This is a genomic window from Nocardiopsis kunsanensis DSM 44524 (assembly GCF_000340965.1).
GTDB classification, from domain to species: Bacteria; Actinomycetota; Actinomycetes; order Streptosporangiales; family Streptosporangiaceae; genus Nocardiopsis; species Nocardiopsis kunsanensis.
Genome location: NZ_ANAY01000011.1, coordinates 247,764 through 265,082, shown reverse-complemented (window position 1 = coordinate 265,082; position 17,319 = coordinate 247,764). Strand labels below are relative to the sequence as shown.

The window sequence follows — 17,319 nt, the reverse complement described above, 5'->3', positions numbered from 1 at the left end:
AGACGCAGACACACACGACCGGCCCGGATCGCACCTGCCACGCGTGCGCCCGTAGGCCCCCTCTCTCTCCGACGGTCGTTTGGTGTGAACCGAGTATGCGTCTGCCCTTCCCCTCCCCTTCTTTCTCCTCCACGGAACCGCGCGTGCGCTCAGAGCACACGCGCCACGGAGCCGTGCACACACTCCTGCCCCGCACGTGCGCATGCACGGGCGCGCGGCACCGTGTTCACCCGCCCCCTGATCACCGACCGGATCAGCCACCGACGCCCCGGTACGAACATCCCGACGCCCGGCTGTTCCCGTTCCGCTCCGGGGCCCATCGGGTGGCCACCGATGAAGGACACCGACCCCAACCCGTGTCCAAGGAGTCATTTCAGTGAAGATCGCCCTGATCGCCGAACACGCCGATCCCTTGCCCGCCCACCGCGGTGAGCCCGCGTGCCCGGCGAGCCTGCACGCGTGCTCCCTGTCGCGCCAGCTCGCCAAGCGCGGCCACCGGATCACCGTCTACTCCCGACGCAGCGACCCCGACCAGCCCACCGGGCGCACCCGCATGTCGCGCGGCGTGTCGGTCACCTACCTGGACGCCGGGCCGCCCCGTGTTCTGAAGGCCGACGAGCAGGCCCAGCACACCGGAGAGTTCGGCACCGCTCTGGCCGAGGCCCTGGACGAGGACACCCCGGACGTCCTGCACGCCGTGGAGTGGACCAGCGGGCTGGCCGCCCTCCACGCCCAGGCCCACAGTGGCCGGGACCAGAGCGGCGTCCCCCTCGTGCAGACCTTCCATTCCCTCAACGCGAGCGAGCAGCGCGCCGGCCTGCCCGAGCAGCCCGAGCGGGCCCGTATGGAGGCGGTTCTGGCCTCGCGCGCGGACCACGTGCTCGTGGGCTCCACCGACCAGCAGGTCGAGCTGTCCCGCCTCGGGCTCCCGCGTCACCACATGAGCGTGGTCCCCTTCGGGGTCGACCCCGACCACTTCAGCATCGAGGGCAGCTCCGCGTCCGAACCCTGGAACAGCCGCCGCGAGGAGCGGACCCGGCTGGTGTCGATCACCGCGCTGAGCGAGGGCGGCGGTGCCGAGAACCTCGTCCAGGCCATGGTCCACATGCCCGAGTGCGAACTGGTGCTGGTATCGACCGCTGAGGACCGCGACGTCGCCCTGGACTCCGACGCCCGGCGTCTGGAGATCATGGCCAAGGAGGCAGGGGTCGACGGCCGGGTGCACCTGACCGGACCGATGGAGCGCAAGGAACTCCCCCGACTGCTGCGCTCGGCCGACCTCTACGTCTCAGCGGCCTCCTACGACCCCTACGGAGGCGGGGTCCTGGAGGCGATGGCGTGCGGTCTGCCGGTCGTTGCCACCGCGACCGGTGCGGTGCCCGAGGCGGTACTGCACCGGACGAGTGGGGTCCTCATGCGGTTCGGCCGCCCGGAGGAGGTCGTGCGTGCTGTGCGCACCGTCCTCAACACCCCCACCATGAGCACGGCTTACGGGATCGCCGGGGGCGACCGTGCCCGTTCCCGTTTCCCGTGGGCACGGATCGCGATCGAGACGGAGCTGGCCTACGAACAGGCCCGCCCCGTCAGGTCCGAGGGACGCGGGGACGAGGACGAGCACGACGACCTGGCCCTTTCCGGTTCCTCCCGCTGACATGGACGGCCCCTTCCCCGACCGGTACCGCCTTCCCGGGCCGCTGCCCGGGAGGAGCGTCCCGTTCCGGGTACGTCCCGGACAAGGGCGTCCGAACCCGGGTGCCCGGACGTCGGAGACGAAGCCACGACCATGACCTTCATGCACCAGGGCCTGTTGTTCGCCCACGAACACCGGTTCCGAGCGGTCGCCGGCGGCTGGTTGCAGACCGCCGTCGCCTCGGGTCGGCCTGCCGTCCTCGCGGTCGCCCCGCACCGCTCGGCCCGCCTGCTCGCCGCACTGCCTCCCCGGGTGGCGCACGAGGTCCGTGTCCTGGACCGGGACACCCTCTACGACGCCCCGGGCCGCATGCTCGCCGCGCTGCACCGCCTCGTGCTCGCACACGCGCCCGCACGCGTCACCGTCGTGGCCGAACCCCCGTCCGGGAACGGCCCCGACCCGGCCCCGCGGGAATGGCGCCGTCTGGAGGCGGTCCTGTCCACTGCGTTGGACGGCTCCGCCCTGGACCTGTTGTGCGTGCACGACATCTGCACCCTGAGCGCGGCCGCACGGACGACCGTGCACACCACTCACCCGGTCCTGATCGGTGCGGGCGGCCCGCACGCCAACCACGCCTACCTGGGACCGGGCGCGCACAGTGCACGTTCCCGCTCCCCCTCGCCCCTCCCGCTCACCGGGCCGGTGCACCGTGTGGAGATCGGGCAGTCACTGCCGCGCCTGCGGCGTGAACTCACCGCGCTGGGGGCCTCGCTGGAACTGGACCCGGTTCAGGCCGACGGATTGGTCGTGGCCGTCAACGAACTGGCCGCCAACGTGCTGGAGCACGGGGCCGGCAAGGGCAGCATCTCGTTGTGGCGTTCCTACGACCGGTGGGTGTGCGAGGTCTTCGACGAGGCCGGGCTGCTCACCGACCCCTTGGCCGGTTACCGGCCCGCAGACGACCTGCGCTCCCGCGGGTACGGGTTGTGGATCACACGCCAGACCTGCGACTTCCTGGAGATCTGCGGGGACAGCTGCGGTTCCCTGGTCCGGCTGCACTTCCTCGACCGTTCCACAGAGCCGGAACCGTCGGCCCGGGACACCCGGATCAGCCGCTGAGCGCCCGCACGGCTCCGTCCACGGTCGCCTCGACGGGGATGATCTGGTCGATGCCCGAGATCACGAAGAGCCGGTTGACCTGCTGCTGGGGTTCGGCCGTGCGCAGGCCCACCCCGAGGTCGCGCGCCTGGCGGTAGGCGGCCACGAGCACACCGATGCAACGGGAGTCACAGAAACTCACCTTCGCGAGATCGACGACGACCCCACTCGCGGTCCGCTCGCCCAACAGCCCGTCGATGACATCGGCGAGCTCCGGTGAGGCCACCGCGTCCATCTCTCCGACCGGAACGACCACAGCGATGTCACCCTCGTGCCGAATGGATATGTCTGACATCACGTTCAGTTCTCCTTGTCGCGAGACGGCCCCCACCCCATCATTGCCTCCTCCGGTCACGCTGCGGACTCAACGGCCCGAACGTCGGTGAACGTCCGAGTTCTCGGCGACCAGGTCGCGGGCCACGTCGACGACCTTCTTGCGGTTGCGCTGCGCGACCTCGCGCAGGGACACGAAGGCCTGGTCGGGGCTGCACCCGCGGGCGTGCATGATGATGCCCTTGGCCTGGTCGATGACGGTCCGGGCCGACATCGCACGACGCATGTGCGCGCTCTCGCGTGCGGCGTCGGTCTGCCGGTCCACGGCGTGGAGAGCTGCCGCGGCGTGTTCGGCCAGCAGGGCCGCCAAGGGGGACAGGGCCTGTCCGTCGAACGCCTCGGCCCGGCCCGAGTGCATGCCGAGCGTCAGCACGCGCTCGCCCCCGGGCAACGGACTGGGCTGGGTCAGGGAGGAACGGTCCCCGCACTGGATCGCCGTGCTCGTGTACCGGGGCCAGCGATGACGCTCGCGCAGGAGATCACGCACCTGCACGGGACGGAGCCGGCGCACAGCCTCGACCGCCGGCCCCTGGCCGCCCGTGTACTGCTGCTCCAGCGCGATGGGCAGGTCCGCGTGTGAGGCCCCGTAGTCGGCGACCACGTGCCGGACCGAACCGTCCGGTCCCGTGACCTCACGCCAGACCACCACGAGCGCCGCCGAACAGCCCGGAACGTTCGCGGCCGTGCTGCGGCTGATCTGGTCCAGAGCGCGTTCGACCGTCGTGCTCTCGGAATGCCCCAGTTCCCTGAACTCCCGGGCCAGGCGCTCGAACCACATCCGGCCCTCCTGAAAACGGTCGTCGGTCGTGGGACGGGCCGCGGTATCACCGGGTTCCGGCCACGCACCAACCGTAACCTCGGGCGTCCACCTGCCCACACATCCATTAACGTCGGGGGCTGTACCAACGTGTCGGTGTCCGCCTCAGCGGGTACTGGTGCTCCACCCCCGACGAGGACCGGGAGACCTGAGCGTGTCGGAGAACCTGGCCGGTCTGCAACGCGAGATCACGGCCCTGGGTGAGCGGGTCCGGGCCCTGCGCTCCACGCACACCATGTACCCCGGCGACGCACGGAGCACAGCGGAAGCCTCACTGGCCGAACTCGAGTACGCCGAACGCCTGCTCAAGGACGCCGGGGCCGAGCTCGCCGGTGCACTGTCGGGTCGGCCCGAGCAACGCCGCGAGGGCGGCAGCGACGAGCGCGCCCTGCTGCGGGCGGTCTTCTCCGAACTGACCGTGCCCGTGATCCTGCTCGACCACGAGGGCTACATCCGGCGTATCAACAACGCCGGGGCCGACCAGCTCGGCGGCGCCCCCGGATACCTCGCGGGCAAACCCTTCGCGCACTTCGTGGACCTGCGCAACCGTGCCGCGCTGCGTTCCTGGCTGGCGTCGGTGCTGCGCGGGGACGGCCCCGCCTCGCTGGACTCCCGGACCGCCCAGCGCGGATGGGTCGACGACGTGCACCTGACCCTGACCCGGTTGGAGCTGCCCACCGAACCGCACCCGCTGGTGCTGGTGGCGCTCTCCCCTCCGATGCACGGGAGCGAGGACGAGGGCCCCGCTCCCCTGGAGCCCGAGGTCGAGGACCAGGTCGTGGTGTTGGCCGCGCGCCGCCTGGACGTACTCACCCGTATGACGCGCCTGCTGCTGCGCCGTTCCGGTCTGGCCCTGGACGAGGTCGCCGACCTGCTCGCCGACTCCTACGCCGACTGGGTCGTCCTCGACGTGCTCGACCGGCCCGAGCCCGCCCGTGCCCGCCGTGCCGCGGTGGCCGGGCCCGCCGACGCACCGGACGGCCTGCGCGCGAGTGTGGAACGGGCGGTGCCCGAGGAGACCGACGTGCCCGGCCGGGTCCTGGCCGAGGGTGAGTCGCTGCTGCACCCCCTCATCGAGGACGAGGGGGTCCTGGGCCACGACGGCGCCGATGCTCCCCTGCTGGGCCTGATCGGCGCCGGCTCGCTGCTGTCGGTCCCCCTGCGCGGGAGCCGGGGCGTGCGCGGCACGCTCACTCTGATCCGGCGCAGCAACCGGAGCAGTTTCCGCCTGGCCGATCTCGGGCTCATCGAGGAGATCGGCGAGCACATCGGCCTGGCGATGCCCCCGCGCCCGTAGAGCCCGTCCCGGACTCAGCTCGAGCCCAGCGCGTAGAGCTCGTCCCGAACTCCGCCCGGCCCCGGGGGTTGCTTTCGGGCGCCGGCACATGCTGGACGCCTGTGGAGAGGGCGAAGAACGTGCCTTACAGGCGCCCGAACACGTGCTGAAGCGTCAGCGGAAGCACAAAGCAAACACTGCCCCAAAACACCTCTACTCGGGCCCGTGCAGGGTCTCCACGAGGGTGCTCAAGCGGTCGATGGAGCGGTCGAGGCGGTGGAGTTCCTCCACCAGGGCCCGGTCCTTGTCCCCGTAGGTGTCCTGCACACGGTCGCGGACCGCTTCCAGGTCGGCCTGGACCTGCCCGGTGCGTTGCGCGAGCTGTTCGGCCAGGGCCTTTCCCGGTTCCCCGGTCTCCTGCCCCAGGTCGCGCTGGAGCGTGCGGGCCTGCTCGCGCATCTGTGCCTGGAGCTGGTGCAGTTCCACGAAGACCTCGACCTTGGAACGCAGCACCCACGGGTCGAAGGGTTTGATGAGAAAGTCGACCGCCCGGGACGCATAGCCCCGGAAGACCTGGTGCCGGTCGATCTCCTGAGCGGTCAGGAAGATGATCGGCACGTCCTTGGTCTTCTCGCGCTGCTTGATGTGCGAGGCGGTCTCGAAGCCGTCCATGCCGGGCATGATGACGTCCAGCAGGATGACCGCGAAGTCGGTGCCCAGAAGGTGCTTGAGCGCTTCCTCACCGGAATTGGCCCTGACCAGGTTCTGGTCCAGGGAGGTGAGGGCCGCCTCCAGCGCGATCAGGTTTTCGTCGCGGTCGTCGACGAGGAGGATGTTGGCCTTCTGGGTCACTGCTCGTTACTCCAGGTCTTCGTTCGGGGCTCTGCCGCTGCGGTCGGTCTCACCCGTCCCCGTGGCTCTCTGTGTCGTTCCTGGCGTCCTCGGTCGTGTCGCCGTTCTGCCCGGAAGCGGAAGCCTCCGTTCCCCCCTCAGCTCCGGGGAGCGCCGCATCCTCGGCCGCCGCACCCGCACGTGCCTCGGCGGGATCGGCCGTGAGCCAGCGTCGCATGACGTCCAGAAGGTGGTCGAGGTCGACCGGCTTGGTCACGTAGTCGGTGGCGCCCGCGGCCAGACTACGCTCTCGGTCGCCCTGCAGGGCCTTCGCCGTCAGGGAGATGATGGGAAGATCGGCGAACTGGGGCATGTCCCGGATGGCCCTGGTGGTGGCGTTGCCGTCCAGTTCGGGCATCATCACGTCCATCAGGACCAGGGAGATGTCCTCGTTGGTCTCCAGGCGCTCGATGCCCTCGTGGCCGTTGTCGGCGTAGAGGACCTCCAGGCCCTGCGCTTCCAGAGCACTGGTGAGCGCGAAGACGTTGCGCACGTCGTCGTCGACGATGAGGACCCGCCGGCCGTTGAGGACCGCCCTGCGTTCGGGGTCGGTACGGGCCTCCGCCGAGGAGGACGCGTCCTTCGCCTCGGCCTCGGCGGTCTCGCTCTGTTCGGCCGTCTTGAGCACCGGGACGGTCGGGAGGGGATCGTCCTCACCCATGTCGGTCAGCGCCCGGATGGCGTCGTCGAACTCCTCGTCGGGCATGGCACCGGCGGATTCCTCGGGGCTCGGCACGCTGCCGGCCTCGGAGGTGTCCTCCGATACGTCCTCGGGCATGGTGTTCGGGACCGGTTCGATCGCCACCGGCGGGGTGATGAGTGAACGCTCCTCGGGTTCCCCGGTCTCCTCAGGTACGTGGACGGGCAGCAGGAGCGTGAAGGTCGACCCCTGGTTGGCCACGCTCTGCACACGGATCTCCCCGCCGAGCAGCCGGGCGAAGTTCTGGCTGATGGACAGCCCCAGCCCGGTACCGCCGAACCTGCGCGAGGTACCGCCGTCACCCTGGTGGAAGGCCTCGAAGACCGCCTGGAGCTTGTCCTCGGGGATCCCGACCCCGGTGTCGGCGACGGTGAAGGCGATGACCTCCTCGTTCTCCACGAACATGTCGAGGTCGGCGTCCTCCAGCGCCCACGCGGGTTCGATGAGCAGCCGGACCTCGCCCTGCGGGGTGAACTTCACGGCATTGGAGAGCAGGTTGCGCAGGATCTGCTGCAACCGCTGCTCGTCGGTCCACAGGGAGTCGGGGATGTCGGGTGAGACGTCCACGGTGAAGGCCAGGCCCTGGTCGCCGGTGACGGGCCGGAAGGTGGCCTCCACGTAGTCGATGAGCTGGCTGATGGAGACCTCGGCGGGCTGCACCTCGACGCGGCCCGCCTCGACCTTGGACAGGTCCAGGATCTCGTCGATGAGCAGCAGGAGGTCGCTGCCGGCCTTGTGGATGGTCTGGGCGAACTCCACCTGCTTGTCGGACAGGTTCTCCTCGCCGTTGTCCGCGAGCAACCGGGCCAGGATCAGCAGGCTGTTGAGCGGCGTGCGCAGCTCGTGCGACATGTTCGCCAGGAACTCCGACTTGTACTTGGAGGAGACCTGGAGTTGGTGGGCACGCTCCTCCAGGGCGTTCCTGGAGCGCTGGATCTGCTGGTTCTGCAGCTCGATGGCGCGGTTCTGGTTGGCGAGCTGGGTGGCCTTCTGCCGCAGCTCGGCGTTCTTGCCGCGCAGCTCCTCCTGCTGGCGCTGGAGTTCGTTGGAACGCTCGCGCAGCTGGTTGGCCATCTGCTGCGACTGCTCCAGCAGCATCTCCGTGCGGCTGTTGGCCAGGATCGTGTTGATGGTGGTGGCCACCAGAGCCCCCAGCTGGCGCAGGAAGCTCTTGTGGATCTCCTTGAACTCGTCGTAGGAGGCGAACTCCAGCACACCCAGGGTGCGTTCCTCGGAGATGATCGGAAGGATGAACAGGTACTGCGGCTGCGCGCCTCCCAGGCCGGAGTGCACGTCGACGTACCCCTCGGGCAGGTTGTGGATCTGCAGCTCGGTGCGCTGCTCGACGGCCTGGCCGGCCAGCCCCACGCCCCGTTTGAGGGTGCGGCGCCCCTCGGACGGTTCGAAGCCGTAACCGGCGAAGAACCGGAACGTCTTCTGGTTGTCCATGTCCGCGGGCAGGTAGAAGGCACCGTGTTGGGCGTTCATCAGGGGAGTGACCTCCTCCATGATGAGGCGCGAGAGCTCGTTGAGGTCGCGGTGGCCCTGCAGGTGCCCGGAGATGCGGTTCAGGTTGGACTTGAGCCAGTCGGCGTCGCGCTGGGTCTCGGTGGTCTCGCGCAGGTTGGACACCATCAGGTTGATGTTGTCCTTGAGCTGCTCCATCTCACCGCGGGCGCCGACCATGATGTTCTGGGTCAGGTCGCCCTTGGCCACGGCGTTGGCCACGGCCGCGATCGCCCGGACCTGTGTGGTCAGGTTGCCGGCCAGGCCGTTGACGCTGTCGGTGAGCTGCTTCCAGGTCCCGGAGACACCCTCGACCCTGGCCTGACCGCCCAGCTGGCCCTGATTGCCGACCTCGTAGGCCACCCGGGTGACCTCCGTGGCGAAGGCCGAGAGCTGGTCCACCATGGTGTTGACGGTGGTCTTGAGCTCCAGGATCTCGCCCTGCGCGCTGACGTCGATCTTCTTGGTCAGGTCGCCGCCCGCGACCGCTGTGGTGACCTCGGAGATGTTGCGCACCTGCGTGGTGAGGTTGTGCGACATCGAGTTGACGTTGTCGGTCAGGTCCTTCCAGATCCCGAGCACCCCGCGCACATCGGCACGGCCGCCCAGCTGTCCCTCGGTTCCCACCTCGCGGGCCACGCGCGTGACCTCGTCGGCGAACGCGGAGAGCTGGTCCACCATGACGTTGATGGTGTCCTTGAGCTCCAGGATCTCGCCCTTGGCGTTGACGGTGACCTTCTTGGTCAGGTCGCCGGCCGCCACCGCGCGCGTGACCATGGAGATCTGCCGCACCTGGTAGGTGAGGTTGTTGGCCATCGAGTTGACGTTCTCGGTGAGGTCCTTCCAGGCCCCGGAGACGTCGCGCACGTGTGCCTGGCCGCCCAGCTGTCCCTCGGTCCCGACCTCGCGGGCGACCCTGGTGACCTCGCTGGCGAAGGAGTCCAGCTGGTCGACCATCTTGTTGATGGTGTCCTTCAGGTCGAGCATCTCGCCCTGGGCGTCCACGGTGATCTTCTTGCTCAGGTCACCCTCGGCGACCGCGGTCGTCACCTGCGAGATGTTGCGGACCTGGTAAGTGAGGCTGTTGGCCATCGAGTTGACGTTGTCGGTCAGGTCCTTCCAGATCCCCGACACGCCCTTGACGTTGGCGCGGCCGCCGAGCTTGCCCTCGGAACCGACCTCGCGGGCCACGCGCGTGACCTCGTCGGCGAAGGAGTCCAGCTGGTCGACCATGGTGTTCACGGTGTTCTTGAGTGCGAGCATCTCGCCCTGCACGTCGACCTGCACCTTCTGGGTGAGCTCACCCCGGGCCACTGCCGTGGTGACCTGGGAGATGTCGCGCACCTGATTGGTGAGGTTGTCCGCCATCGAGTTGACGTTCTCGGTGAGGTCCTTCCAGATGCCTTGGACCCCGCGCACGTTCGCCCGGCCGCCGAGCTTGCCCTCGGTACCCACCTCGCGGGCCACGCGCGTGACCTCGTCACCGAAGGTGGAGAGCTGGTCGACCATCGTGTTGACGGTGTCCTTCAGCTCGAGCATCTCACCCTGCACGTCGATGGTGATCTTCTTGCTCAGATCACCGCGCGCGACCGCCGTCGTCACCTGCGAGATGTTGCGGACCTGGTCGGTCAGGCGGCTCGACATCTGGTTGACCGACTCGGTGACCTCGCGCCAGGCACCGGAGACGCCGTCGACGCGGGCCGTACCGCCCAGCTTGCCCTCGGTACCCACCTCGCGGGCCACGCGCGTGACCTCGTCGGTGAAGCCGCTCATCTGGTCGGCCATCTGGTTCACGGTGTTGGCCAGGCGCAGCAGGTCACCCTTGAGCTCACCGCGGCGCCCGTCGGTGGAGGCACGGCGGCGCAGGTCACCGGCGGCGACCGAGACGAGGACGTCGGCGACGTCGCTGACCGGTTCGGAGACCTCGTCCATCATGTCGTTGACGGCACGGGCGCTCTCGGCCCACGCACCCCGCGCGGGGTTGACCGTGACACGCTCGCCGAGACGGCCCTCCTCGCGCACGACCTCACCCACGCGCTGCAACTCACTGTTGAGTTGCTCACTGTGGTCGACCACCTCGTTGAAGACAGAGGCGATCTCCCGGATCGTGCCGTTGCCGCGTTTGCGCAGGCGCACACTGAAATCACCGTCGCGCATCCGGTACAGAGCCTGCAGAATCTCGTCGAGTTGTTCGTCGGCCAGTCCCTTGACCGCCTCGGGCATCAGACCCCTCCTCAACCTGCTGTCACCCGTCCCCCTCCCGGCCCCGGGCAGAGCACCCGCACCCGCCCCGGGACAGGGGGAAGACCCCAGTTCCGCGGGGAGGCGGAAGGCACGGACGTGCCCTCGCGCAGCCTCGGTGACACCTCGTCACGCTACCGTCACGAAGTACCACCCGAAAGAAACGGATGTGTCGACTTACACTAACCGGCCGCGCCGAGCGTCACAGGCCAGTTGCGCAGACTCCTCCGTACGCAGGGCCAGGGGGAGGACCACCACGCGGGGGTCACGTCCGCGTATCGTGTCAGTGACACCCCACCCCGGCCCGGCGACGAAGGACACTGACGGCTTGCCACCACACGACGCGTTGAAGGTCGCTCGACGAGAGTTCCCAGCTGCTTCGGAAACCGCTGCGGCCGCCCGTGAGTTCGTTCACGACACCCTCTTGAGCTGGGGTGTCCCCGACCCGTTCGACGACGTGATCCTGCTGGTCAGCGAGCTCGTCACCAACGCGGTCATCCATGCGCGCTCGAGCCTGGAAGTGACCGTACGCCGCGGCGAGGGCTCCACCGAGATCATGGTGACCGATTCCGCACCCGAACGCCCCGTGCCCCAGGCCGGACCACTGTCCGTGGACACCTCCCCCTCCGACGGGGACGAGCGGGTAGGAGGTCTGGGCCTGGCCCTGGCCTCGGCGATCGCCTCCAGCTGGGGTGTCAGTTACGGCCGCAGCGACAAGGCCGTCTGGTTCCGTCTGGAGGACCAGCCCAGCGAGCAGCCGTCCCTGCAGTCTCCGCAGGTACGCAAGGGCAGTTCGCGTCCCGCACGCCCCAGCGCCTGGTCAGCGCTGGACTCCGCGCTCGGGTCGCGGCTGAGCCTGCCCCAGCTGTTGGAGCGCACCGTCGAGCACTCCACCAGTGCTCTGGGTGGGGACGCCGCCTACATAGCGCTGGCCACCTCCGACGAGACGACGTGGGAAGTGCGTGCGGCCGTGGGCCTCACCTCGGGCGGTGCCCCGTGGCGGCCGATCCGGATCCGTACCGAGGAGGCCTTCCCCTCGGCCGCTCCCGAACCGGGCCCCACCATCAACGACGACCTCATGATCGCCCGCGCGAACCGGGGCGCCCTTGCCAGGGCGGGTATGCGTTCGCTGGTGACCGCGCCGCTCATCGTGGACGGCCGTGTCACCGGGCTGCTCGGGGTCGCCTCCACACGCACCCGCCACTTCGGCAACGCCGCCGCCAAACGCTTGCAGGAGGGCGCCGACCTCATCGCGCTGCCGGTGGAACGCTCCCGCCTGGCCGAGGTGGAGCTGGCCCGCCGTGCCTCCCTGAGCTTCCTCGCCGAGGCCAGTGACCTGCTCGCCGGCACACTCGACGAACGGATGACCGGTGCGTTGGCCGCCCAGCTCATCACTTCCCGGCTCGGCCGCTGGTGTGCGATCCACACCACCAACGACCTGGGGATCTCGCAGCTGACGCACGTGGTGCACGGCGACGAGAACCTCAACGACGTGCTCCGGTCCCTGCTGGCCACCCTGCCTCCGCGTGAACAGCGTGTGCCGCAGGCGCTCTGGACCTCCGCCGAGCTGTCCGCCGAGGGCCTGGACGATCAGGCCGTGCACGAGCTCGCCCGCGGTCCCGCGATCAGCATCCCCCTGGTGGCGCACGGACGTCCCCTGGGACGGATGACCATCGGCAAGGAGGACACCGACGAGTTCACCCGGGAGGACGTCGACGTCGCCGACGACCTCAGCCGCCGGGTGGCCTCCGCGATGGAGAACGCACGCCTGCACGAACGCCAGGCCGCGATGAGCGAGGCGCTGCAGCGGAGCCTGCTCCCGGCAAAGGAGAAGGAACCGGTGATCCCCGGCGTCGACCACGCCGTGTACTACCGGCCCGCCGACGAGAAGAACGTGGTCGGCGGCGACTTCTACGACGTGTTCAAGGCCGAGGAGGGCCGGTGGTGCTTCGCCATCGGCGACGTGTGCGGGACCGGACCGGAGGCGGCAGCCATCACCGGTCTGGCCCGCCACACTCTCCGCGCCCTGGCCAAGGAGGGCCTGGCCCCGGCCGACATCATGAGCCGGCTGAACCTGGCGATCCTGGAGGAGAGCATCTCCACCAGGTTCCTGACGATGCTCTACGGCGAGATGACGCCCAACTACGACGACGAGGGCGGCATGCGGGTCCGTATGGTCTCGGCCGGCCACCCGCTGCCGTTGCGGTTGGATCAGAAGGGCGAGGCCTCCACGTTCGGCAGTTCACAACCGCTGCTGGGCGCCTTCGACGACGTCGGGTTCGCCACCGAGACCTACATGGTGCGGCCGGGCGAGCTGGTGCTCGCGGTCACCGACGGGGTCACCGAGCGGCGCAACAACAACGACATGCTCGGTGAGGAAGGGCTGCTGGAGATCTTCGGCCACGCACAAGGGCTGAGTGCCCAGGCGGTCATCAGCCGTATCGACCGGGAACTGGAGGAGTACGCGCCCGGCGGGAGCACGGACGACACCGCGATGCTGGTGCTGCGGTTCCTCTAGGCCGTGGACCGCTCCCGCGGCCCCGGCGGTCCTCAGTGCTCCCGGGGTGCCGCAGGGCGCCGGCTGTGCTCCTGGGAACCCAGTCGGCGGGGTTCGCCTGTGGCCGGTACCGCCGGGCTCAGGAGGTGCGTCCCCGCCGCCTCTCCACACGGCGCATCACGGGTTCGGCGCCCATCGAGGCCACCAGGACGGCCGCGCCCACCAGACCCGCTGCCGTCATCTGCTCGCCCAGCAGCGCCGCCGACAGCAGGGCCGCGGTCAGCGGTTCGGCGATGGTGCCCACGGCCACACCGGTGTCGGAGGCCGTCCGCAGTCCCGTGAAATAGGACAGGTAGGCGAGTACCGTCGGGACGAGTCCGAGGAAGAGCAGGAGCCCGAGCGCCTGCGGGCCGAGCGGAGCGGACACACCGAACACCAGCGCCGCCGGCAGGAGCAACACGCCGCCCAGGAGCATGCCCAGGCCCGCGTTGGTGAGGGCGTCCAGTCCTTCGACCGGACGACGGTTGACCAGGCCCATCACGGAGAAGGCCAGGCCCGCGCCGAGCGCACACGTCAGGCCGGCCGCCACCTGGGCGGGCGGGACGTCGGTGCTCGGGAACCCGGCGAGCAGGGACAGGCCCACCACCGCGAGCACCACCGGGACCGTGAGTACGACCGTGGGCCTGCGGCGGGCCGTCAGACAGACCCCGGCCGTGACGAAGACCGGAACGCTCCCGATCTTGACCAGCGTCGCGAGCCCCACCGGGATCAGGGCCAGGGATGCGAAGTAGAGCAGCTGAAAGCCCGCGTGCAGCACCCCGTTGAGGAGCAGGCGCCCCACGAGCGGGCGCGACCAGGCCGTGCGGTGGAGCCGTCCCGCGAACAGGAGGACGAGGCCGATGACCACACCGGCGATGAGCAGGCGGTGGACGGCCGCGGACATGCTCGACAGCCCGTGGTCGGTCTGCAGGACCGCCGCCGCGGGCCCGCCGGTCCCCCACAGGACACCCGCGAACACGAGCAGTACGAACCCGCGCTGGGCCGCACCGCCCTCGGCGGTGGTCGGGCCCGGGGGTCGGGCCGAAGGCGGAGGGGACGAGGCCACGTCGGGTCCTTCTTCCTGGGGCAAGGCTTCGGGCGGAGGAGGGGCTGCGGCGGACAGAGCTTCATCCGATCACAGGGCCTCTCCCGCGTGGAACACGGGGACAGCTTCCGGGAACAGCACGGCCGGAGGAGGGGGCCAGGGCCGGGGGCCGGGGCGGGGTCCGCGGCCGGGAGACGGGACGCGGTCGGGAGACGGGACGCGGTCGGACCGCGAGCGACCGGTCAGAGCCAGCCCATGTCCTGTGCGGTGCGGATCGCCGCCATCCGGTTGTCGGCCTGCGTCTTACCGATGGCGTTGGACAGGTAGTTGCGGACGGTGCCCTCCGACAGGTGCAGGCGGCCGGCGATCCGGGCGACCGACGTACCGTCGGAAGCCGCGCGCAACACCTCGGTCTCGCGGTCGGTCAGCGGGCTCTCCCCACCCTCCATCGCAGCCGCGGCGAGCTCGGTGTCGATGTAACGCCCGCCCTCGTGGACCTTGCGGATCGCCCCCGCCAACTGCTCCACCGGGGCGTCCTTGGCCAGGAACCCGCGAGCCCCGGCGGCCAGGGCCCGGCGCAGGTATCCCGGCCGCCCGAAACTGGTGAGGACCACGACCCCGCAGTCGGGAACCGACGTGCGCAACTGTCGGGCCACCTCCAGTCCCGTCGCGCCCGGCATCTCGATGTCGAGCACGGCGATCCGTGCCCCGTGTTCATGGACCGCTTCCACGACCTGGTCACCGCGGCCGACCTGGGCGACCACCTCCAGGTCCTCCTCCAGGCCCAGCAGGGCGGCGATGGCTCCGCGCACGAGGTGTTCGTCATCGGCGAGCACGATATTGATCAAGGCCGGGCCTTTCCCCATGTGTGAACAGCCACAACACGGTATCGTTTCCGGACATTACGTCGGGTTGTTCTCAGAGATGCCGGATCGTCACGGTGGGTACCGGGTGGGCCCGGTCGGCGGCGGGGCCGCGGAGATCGGAGCAGACTCGAAACCCCGCTGTATCGGCCTCTCACCCGGTTCTAACCCACCCGGAGCATGATGGTTCCCGACATCGACCAACACCAGTAGACACCGTCCGGCCAGTCGGAGGATGAGTTTGAGTCCCAACGAACCCCACGAGGGCAACGAGCCCGGCGAGGCGGCCGGGGACGAGGGCCCTGAGCAGCGTCCGTCCGAGCCCTCCGTTCAAGGGGGAAGCGAACAGGAGCCCCGGGACGGGTCCGGACGGGTCGACGAGCACAACCCTCAACAGCCTCAGGGGCCCGAACAGGACGAACGGGCTGGGCAGAGCGCGGACGAACCGCGCTCCGACGACGGCGGCGCCACCGGAGTCCGCGGGGGCGGCTCCGACGAGGCGTCGCGCTCCTTCGAGGACGAGCTCTTCGAGGGCGAGTCCGAGGGGGAGCTCAGCGGGTCCGCCCCGGGCACGCCGCCCGGCGGTTCCGCTGCGCCCGGTGGAGCAGGGGCTTCCGGCGCGCCCGTCCCGCCCGGGATCCCCACCACCCCCGGTGATTCCGCACCGTGGCAGCAGCCACCCAGGTGGGCTGCCGGTTCCGGCGGCGAGGAGCATCCCGGGTTCGCCTCGCACGCGGGGCAGCAGAGCGGGCCCCCTGCGGGGGCGGGAGGCCCGTTCAGCGGTGCGTCCGGATGGCAATCGCCGTCCGGACACGGAGGCGCCGGTGCGTCCGGATGGCAATCGCCGTCCGGGCCCGGGGACACCAGTTCGTTCAGCCGGCCCGAGGACGCCTACGCCGCCTACCGCGGTGGTTTCGCGGGCGGTTACGCGGGCCACACCCCGCCGCCCGGGGGGCAGGGCGTGCCCGGTGAGACGGCCTCCTTCGGGATGAGCGGCCAGGGGCAACCGCCCGGAGGTATGCCGCCCTACGGGCCGGGCCATCCGCAGGGGCACCCGTACCAGGGGCCGCACAAGCGCACCGGCCGTGTGATCACCGTCGCGGCGATCACCGCCCTGATCACCAGCCTCGTCGTCGGATCGGTCGTCGCTGTGGGGAGCGCGTTCCTGTTCTCCGGCGGGTTGGGGTCCCCGGTGAGCTCGCTGAACCAGGAAGGCGAATCCACGGCCACCGAGGGGGAGGTCGGTGACGTTGCCGAGCAGGTCCTGCCGAGCGTGGTCTCCATCCAGGCCTCCGGCGGCGGAGGCAGTGGCGTCGTCATCTCCTCCGACGGACAGATCCTCACCAACTCCCACGTGGTGCAGGCCGCCGAGAACGACCAGCTCGAGGTGCTGTTCAACGACGGTTCCGCTGCCCGTGCCGAGGTGCTCGGTTCGGACCCGGTCTCCGACATCGCCGTGATCCAGGCCGAGGGGCAGAGCGGTCTCACCCCCGCGCAGCTCGGCGACTCCGACCAGGTCGGCGTCGGCGGCGAGGTCATCGCGATCGGTTCGCCCCTCGGGCTCTCCGGCACGGTGACCACCGGCATCGTGAGTGCGCTCGACCGGCCCGTCAACACCGGGGCGTCCGAGAGCCAGAACACCCAGACTTCGACGGTGATCAACGCGATCCAGACCGACGCGGCGATCAACCCCGGCAACTCCGGGGGACCGCTGGTGAACATGGCCGGAGAGGTCGTCGGTATCAACACCGCGATCGCCGGGGTCTCACAGGAGAGCGGCTCGGTCGGGCTCGGTTTCGCGATCCCGATCAACCAGGTGCAGCCCATCGCCGAGCAGCTCATCGAGGACGGCAGCGCCAGCTATCCCGCGATCGAGGCGACCATCACCGGAAACCTCGCGGGTGGTGCGCAGATCGTCGAGGTCAGCGACGGTGGCGCCGCCGATGAGGCCGGCCTGGAGCCCGGCGACGTGGTGGTCGCCGTGGAGGACCGGGAAGTCAGCTCACCCGACCAACTCATCGCGGAGATCCGCTCGAGCCAGGCCGGCGACGAGATCTCCCTCGGGGTCCTGCGCGGGGGCAACGGTGATGAAGAAGAGGTCCGGGTGACACTCGGCGAGCAGAGCTCTTCGAGTGCTGAGGAGGGCGAAGGAGGGGACTGAGGGTCACCGGTTCTCATTCGTCCGGTCGAGGGGCTCGGGGTTCGCCACACCCGGGCCCCTCACTCGTGCTCTCCCCTCACCCACAGGGACCAGGCCCGCTCAGCCACACAAAGGGCCCAGCCCCAGAGCACGTGCACGGCGCAGGGTCTCCCCTCCCCGCAG

11 protein-coding genes are annotated in these 17,319 nt (G+C 69.9%); 5 read left to right on the top strand and 6 right to left on the bottom strand.

Features of this window, described 5'->3' with window-relative positions; translation table 11 throughout:
• Window positions 1-376 precede the first annotated feature (376 nt).
• Both D456_RS0109910 and D456_RS0109905 read left to right on the top strand, forming a co-directional pair.
• Window positions 377-1,651 carry a glycosyltransferase gene (locus D456_RS0109910; RefSeq protein ID WP_017576020.1) on the top strand — a complete coding sequence of 425 codons (1,275 nt, stop codon included), beginning with the start codon at window positions 377-379 and terminating at the stop codon, window positions 1,649-1,651.
• Window positions 1,652-1,783: 132 nt separating this feature from the next.
• On the top strand, window positions 1,784-2,749 hold the full coding sequence (locus D456_RS0109905) for an anti-sigma factor RsbA family regulatory protein (protein WP_017576019.1): 966 nt from the start codon (window positions 1,784-1,786) through the stop codon (window positions 2,747-2,749).
• Here D456_RS0109905 and D456_RS0109900 read toward each other — a convergent pair.
• Both D456_RS0109900 and D456_RS0109895 read right to left on the bottom strand, forming a co-directional pair.
• Window positions 2,739-3,083 (bottom strand): STAS domain-containing protein, encoded by a 345-nt coding sequence (locus D456_RS0109900; RefSeq protein ID WP_373295705.1) that lies wholly within the window; start codon window positions 3,081-3,083, stop codon window positions 2,739-2,741. The two genes, D456_RS0109905 and D456_RS0109900, sit on opposite strands and share 11 nt — an antisense overlap.
• Before the next feature lie 69 nt (window positions 3,084-3,152).
• Window positions 3,153-3,899: an ANTAR domain-containing response regulator gene (locus D456_RS0109895; protein ID WP_017576017.1), complete on the bottom strand. Its 747-nt coding sequence runs from the start codon at window positions 3,897-3,899 to the stop codon at window positions 3,153-3,155.
• A gap of 193 nt (window positions 3,900-4,092) precedes the next feature.
• Between D456_RS0109895 and D456_RS0109890 the strand changes: the two genes are divergently transcribed.
• Complete coding sequence (locus tag D456_RS0109890) at window positions 4,093-5,235, top strand: GAF domain-containing protein (RefSeq protein WP_017576016.1); 1,143 nt, start codon at window positions 4,093-4,095, stop codon at window positions 5,233-5,235.
• Between the two features lie 192 nt (window positions 5,236-5,427).
• Here the strand turns inward: D456_RS0109890 and D456_RS0109885 are convergent, their stop codons facing one another.
• Together D456_RS0109885 and D456_RS0109880 are read right to left on the bottom strand one after the other, a co-directional pair.
• On the bottom strand, window positions 5,428-6,066 hold the full coding sequence (locus D456_RS0109885) for a response regulator (RefSeq protein WP_017576015.1): 639 nt from the start codon (window positions 6,064-6,066) through the stop codon (window positions 5,428-5,430).
• Window positions 6,067-6,115: 49 nt separating this feature from the next.
• Complete coding sequence (locus tag D456_RS0109880) at window positions 6,116-10,534, bottom strand: HAMP domain-containing protein (RefSeq protein ID WP_017576014.1); 4,419 nt, start codon at window positions 10,532-10,534, stop codon at window positions 6,116-6,118.
• Window positions 10,535-10,898: 364 nt separating this feature from the next.
• On the opposite strand from D456_RS0109880, the gene D456_RS0109875 reads away from it, so the two are divergent.
• Window positions 10,899-13,070 (top strand): SpoIIE family protein phosphatase, encoded by a 2,172-nt coding sequence (locus D456_RS0109875; RefSeq protein WP_026115734.1) that lies wholly within the window; start codon window positions 10,899-10,901, stop codon window positions 13,068-13,070.
• A gap of 118 nt (window positions 13,071-13,188) precedes the next feature.
• Here D456_RS0109875 and D456_RS0109870 read toward each other — a convergent pair whose 3' ends face one another.
• Together D456_RS0109870 and D456_RS0109865 are read right to left on the bottom strand one after the other, a co-directional pair.
• Window positions 13,189-14,154 carry a DMT family transporter gene (locus tag D456_RS0109870; protein ID WP_017576012.1) on the bottom strand — a complete coding sequence of 322 codons (966 nt, stop codon included), beginning with the start codon at window positions 14,152-14,154 and terminating at the stop codon, window positions 13,189-13,191.
• Between the two features lie 221 nt (window positions 14,155-14,375).
• On the bottom strand, window positions 14,376-14,981 hold the full coding sequence (locus D456_RS0109865; protein ID WP_026115733.1) for a response regulator transcription factor: 606 nt from the start codon (window positions 14,979-14,981) through the stop codon (window positions 14,376-14,378).
• Window positions 14,982-15,237: 256 nt separating this feature from the next.
• Here D456_RS0109865 and D456_RS0109860 point away from each other — a divergent pair, with 256 nt between their 5' ends.
• Window positions 15,238-17,157, top strand: a complete 1,920-nt coding sequence (locus D456_RS0109860; RefSeq protein ID WP_017576010.1) for a trypsin-like peptidase domain-containing protein — start codon at window positions 15,238-15,240, stop codon at window positions 17,155-17,157.
• The last annotated feature ends 162 nt before the right edge of the window (window positions 17,158-17,319 follow it).

What these genes read in the sequence shown, in the direction of transcription:
- D456_RS0109905 (WP_017576019.1), top strand. Translation starts at nt 1,784, where the DNA reads ATGACCTTCATGCACCAGGGCCTGTTGTTCGCCCACGAACACCGGTTC.
- D456_RS0109900 (WP_373295705.1), bottom strand. Translation starts at nt 3,083, where the DNA reads ATGTCAGACATATCCATTCGGCACGAGGGTGACATCGCTGTGGTCGTT.
- D456_RS0109895 (WP_017576017.1), bottom strand. Translation starts at nt 3,899, where the DNA reads ATGTGGTTCGAGCGCCTGGCCCGGGAGTTCAGGGAACTGGGGCATTCC.
- D456_RS0109880 (WP_017576014.1), bottom strand. Translation starts at nt 10,534, where the DNA reads ATGCCCGAGGCGGTCAAGGGACTGGCCGACGAACAACTCGACGAGATT.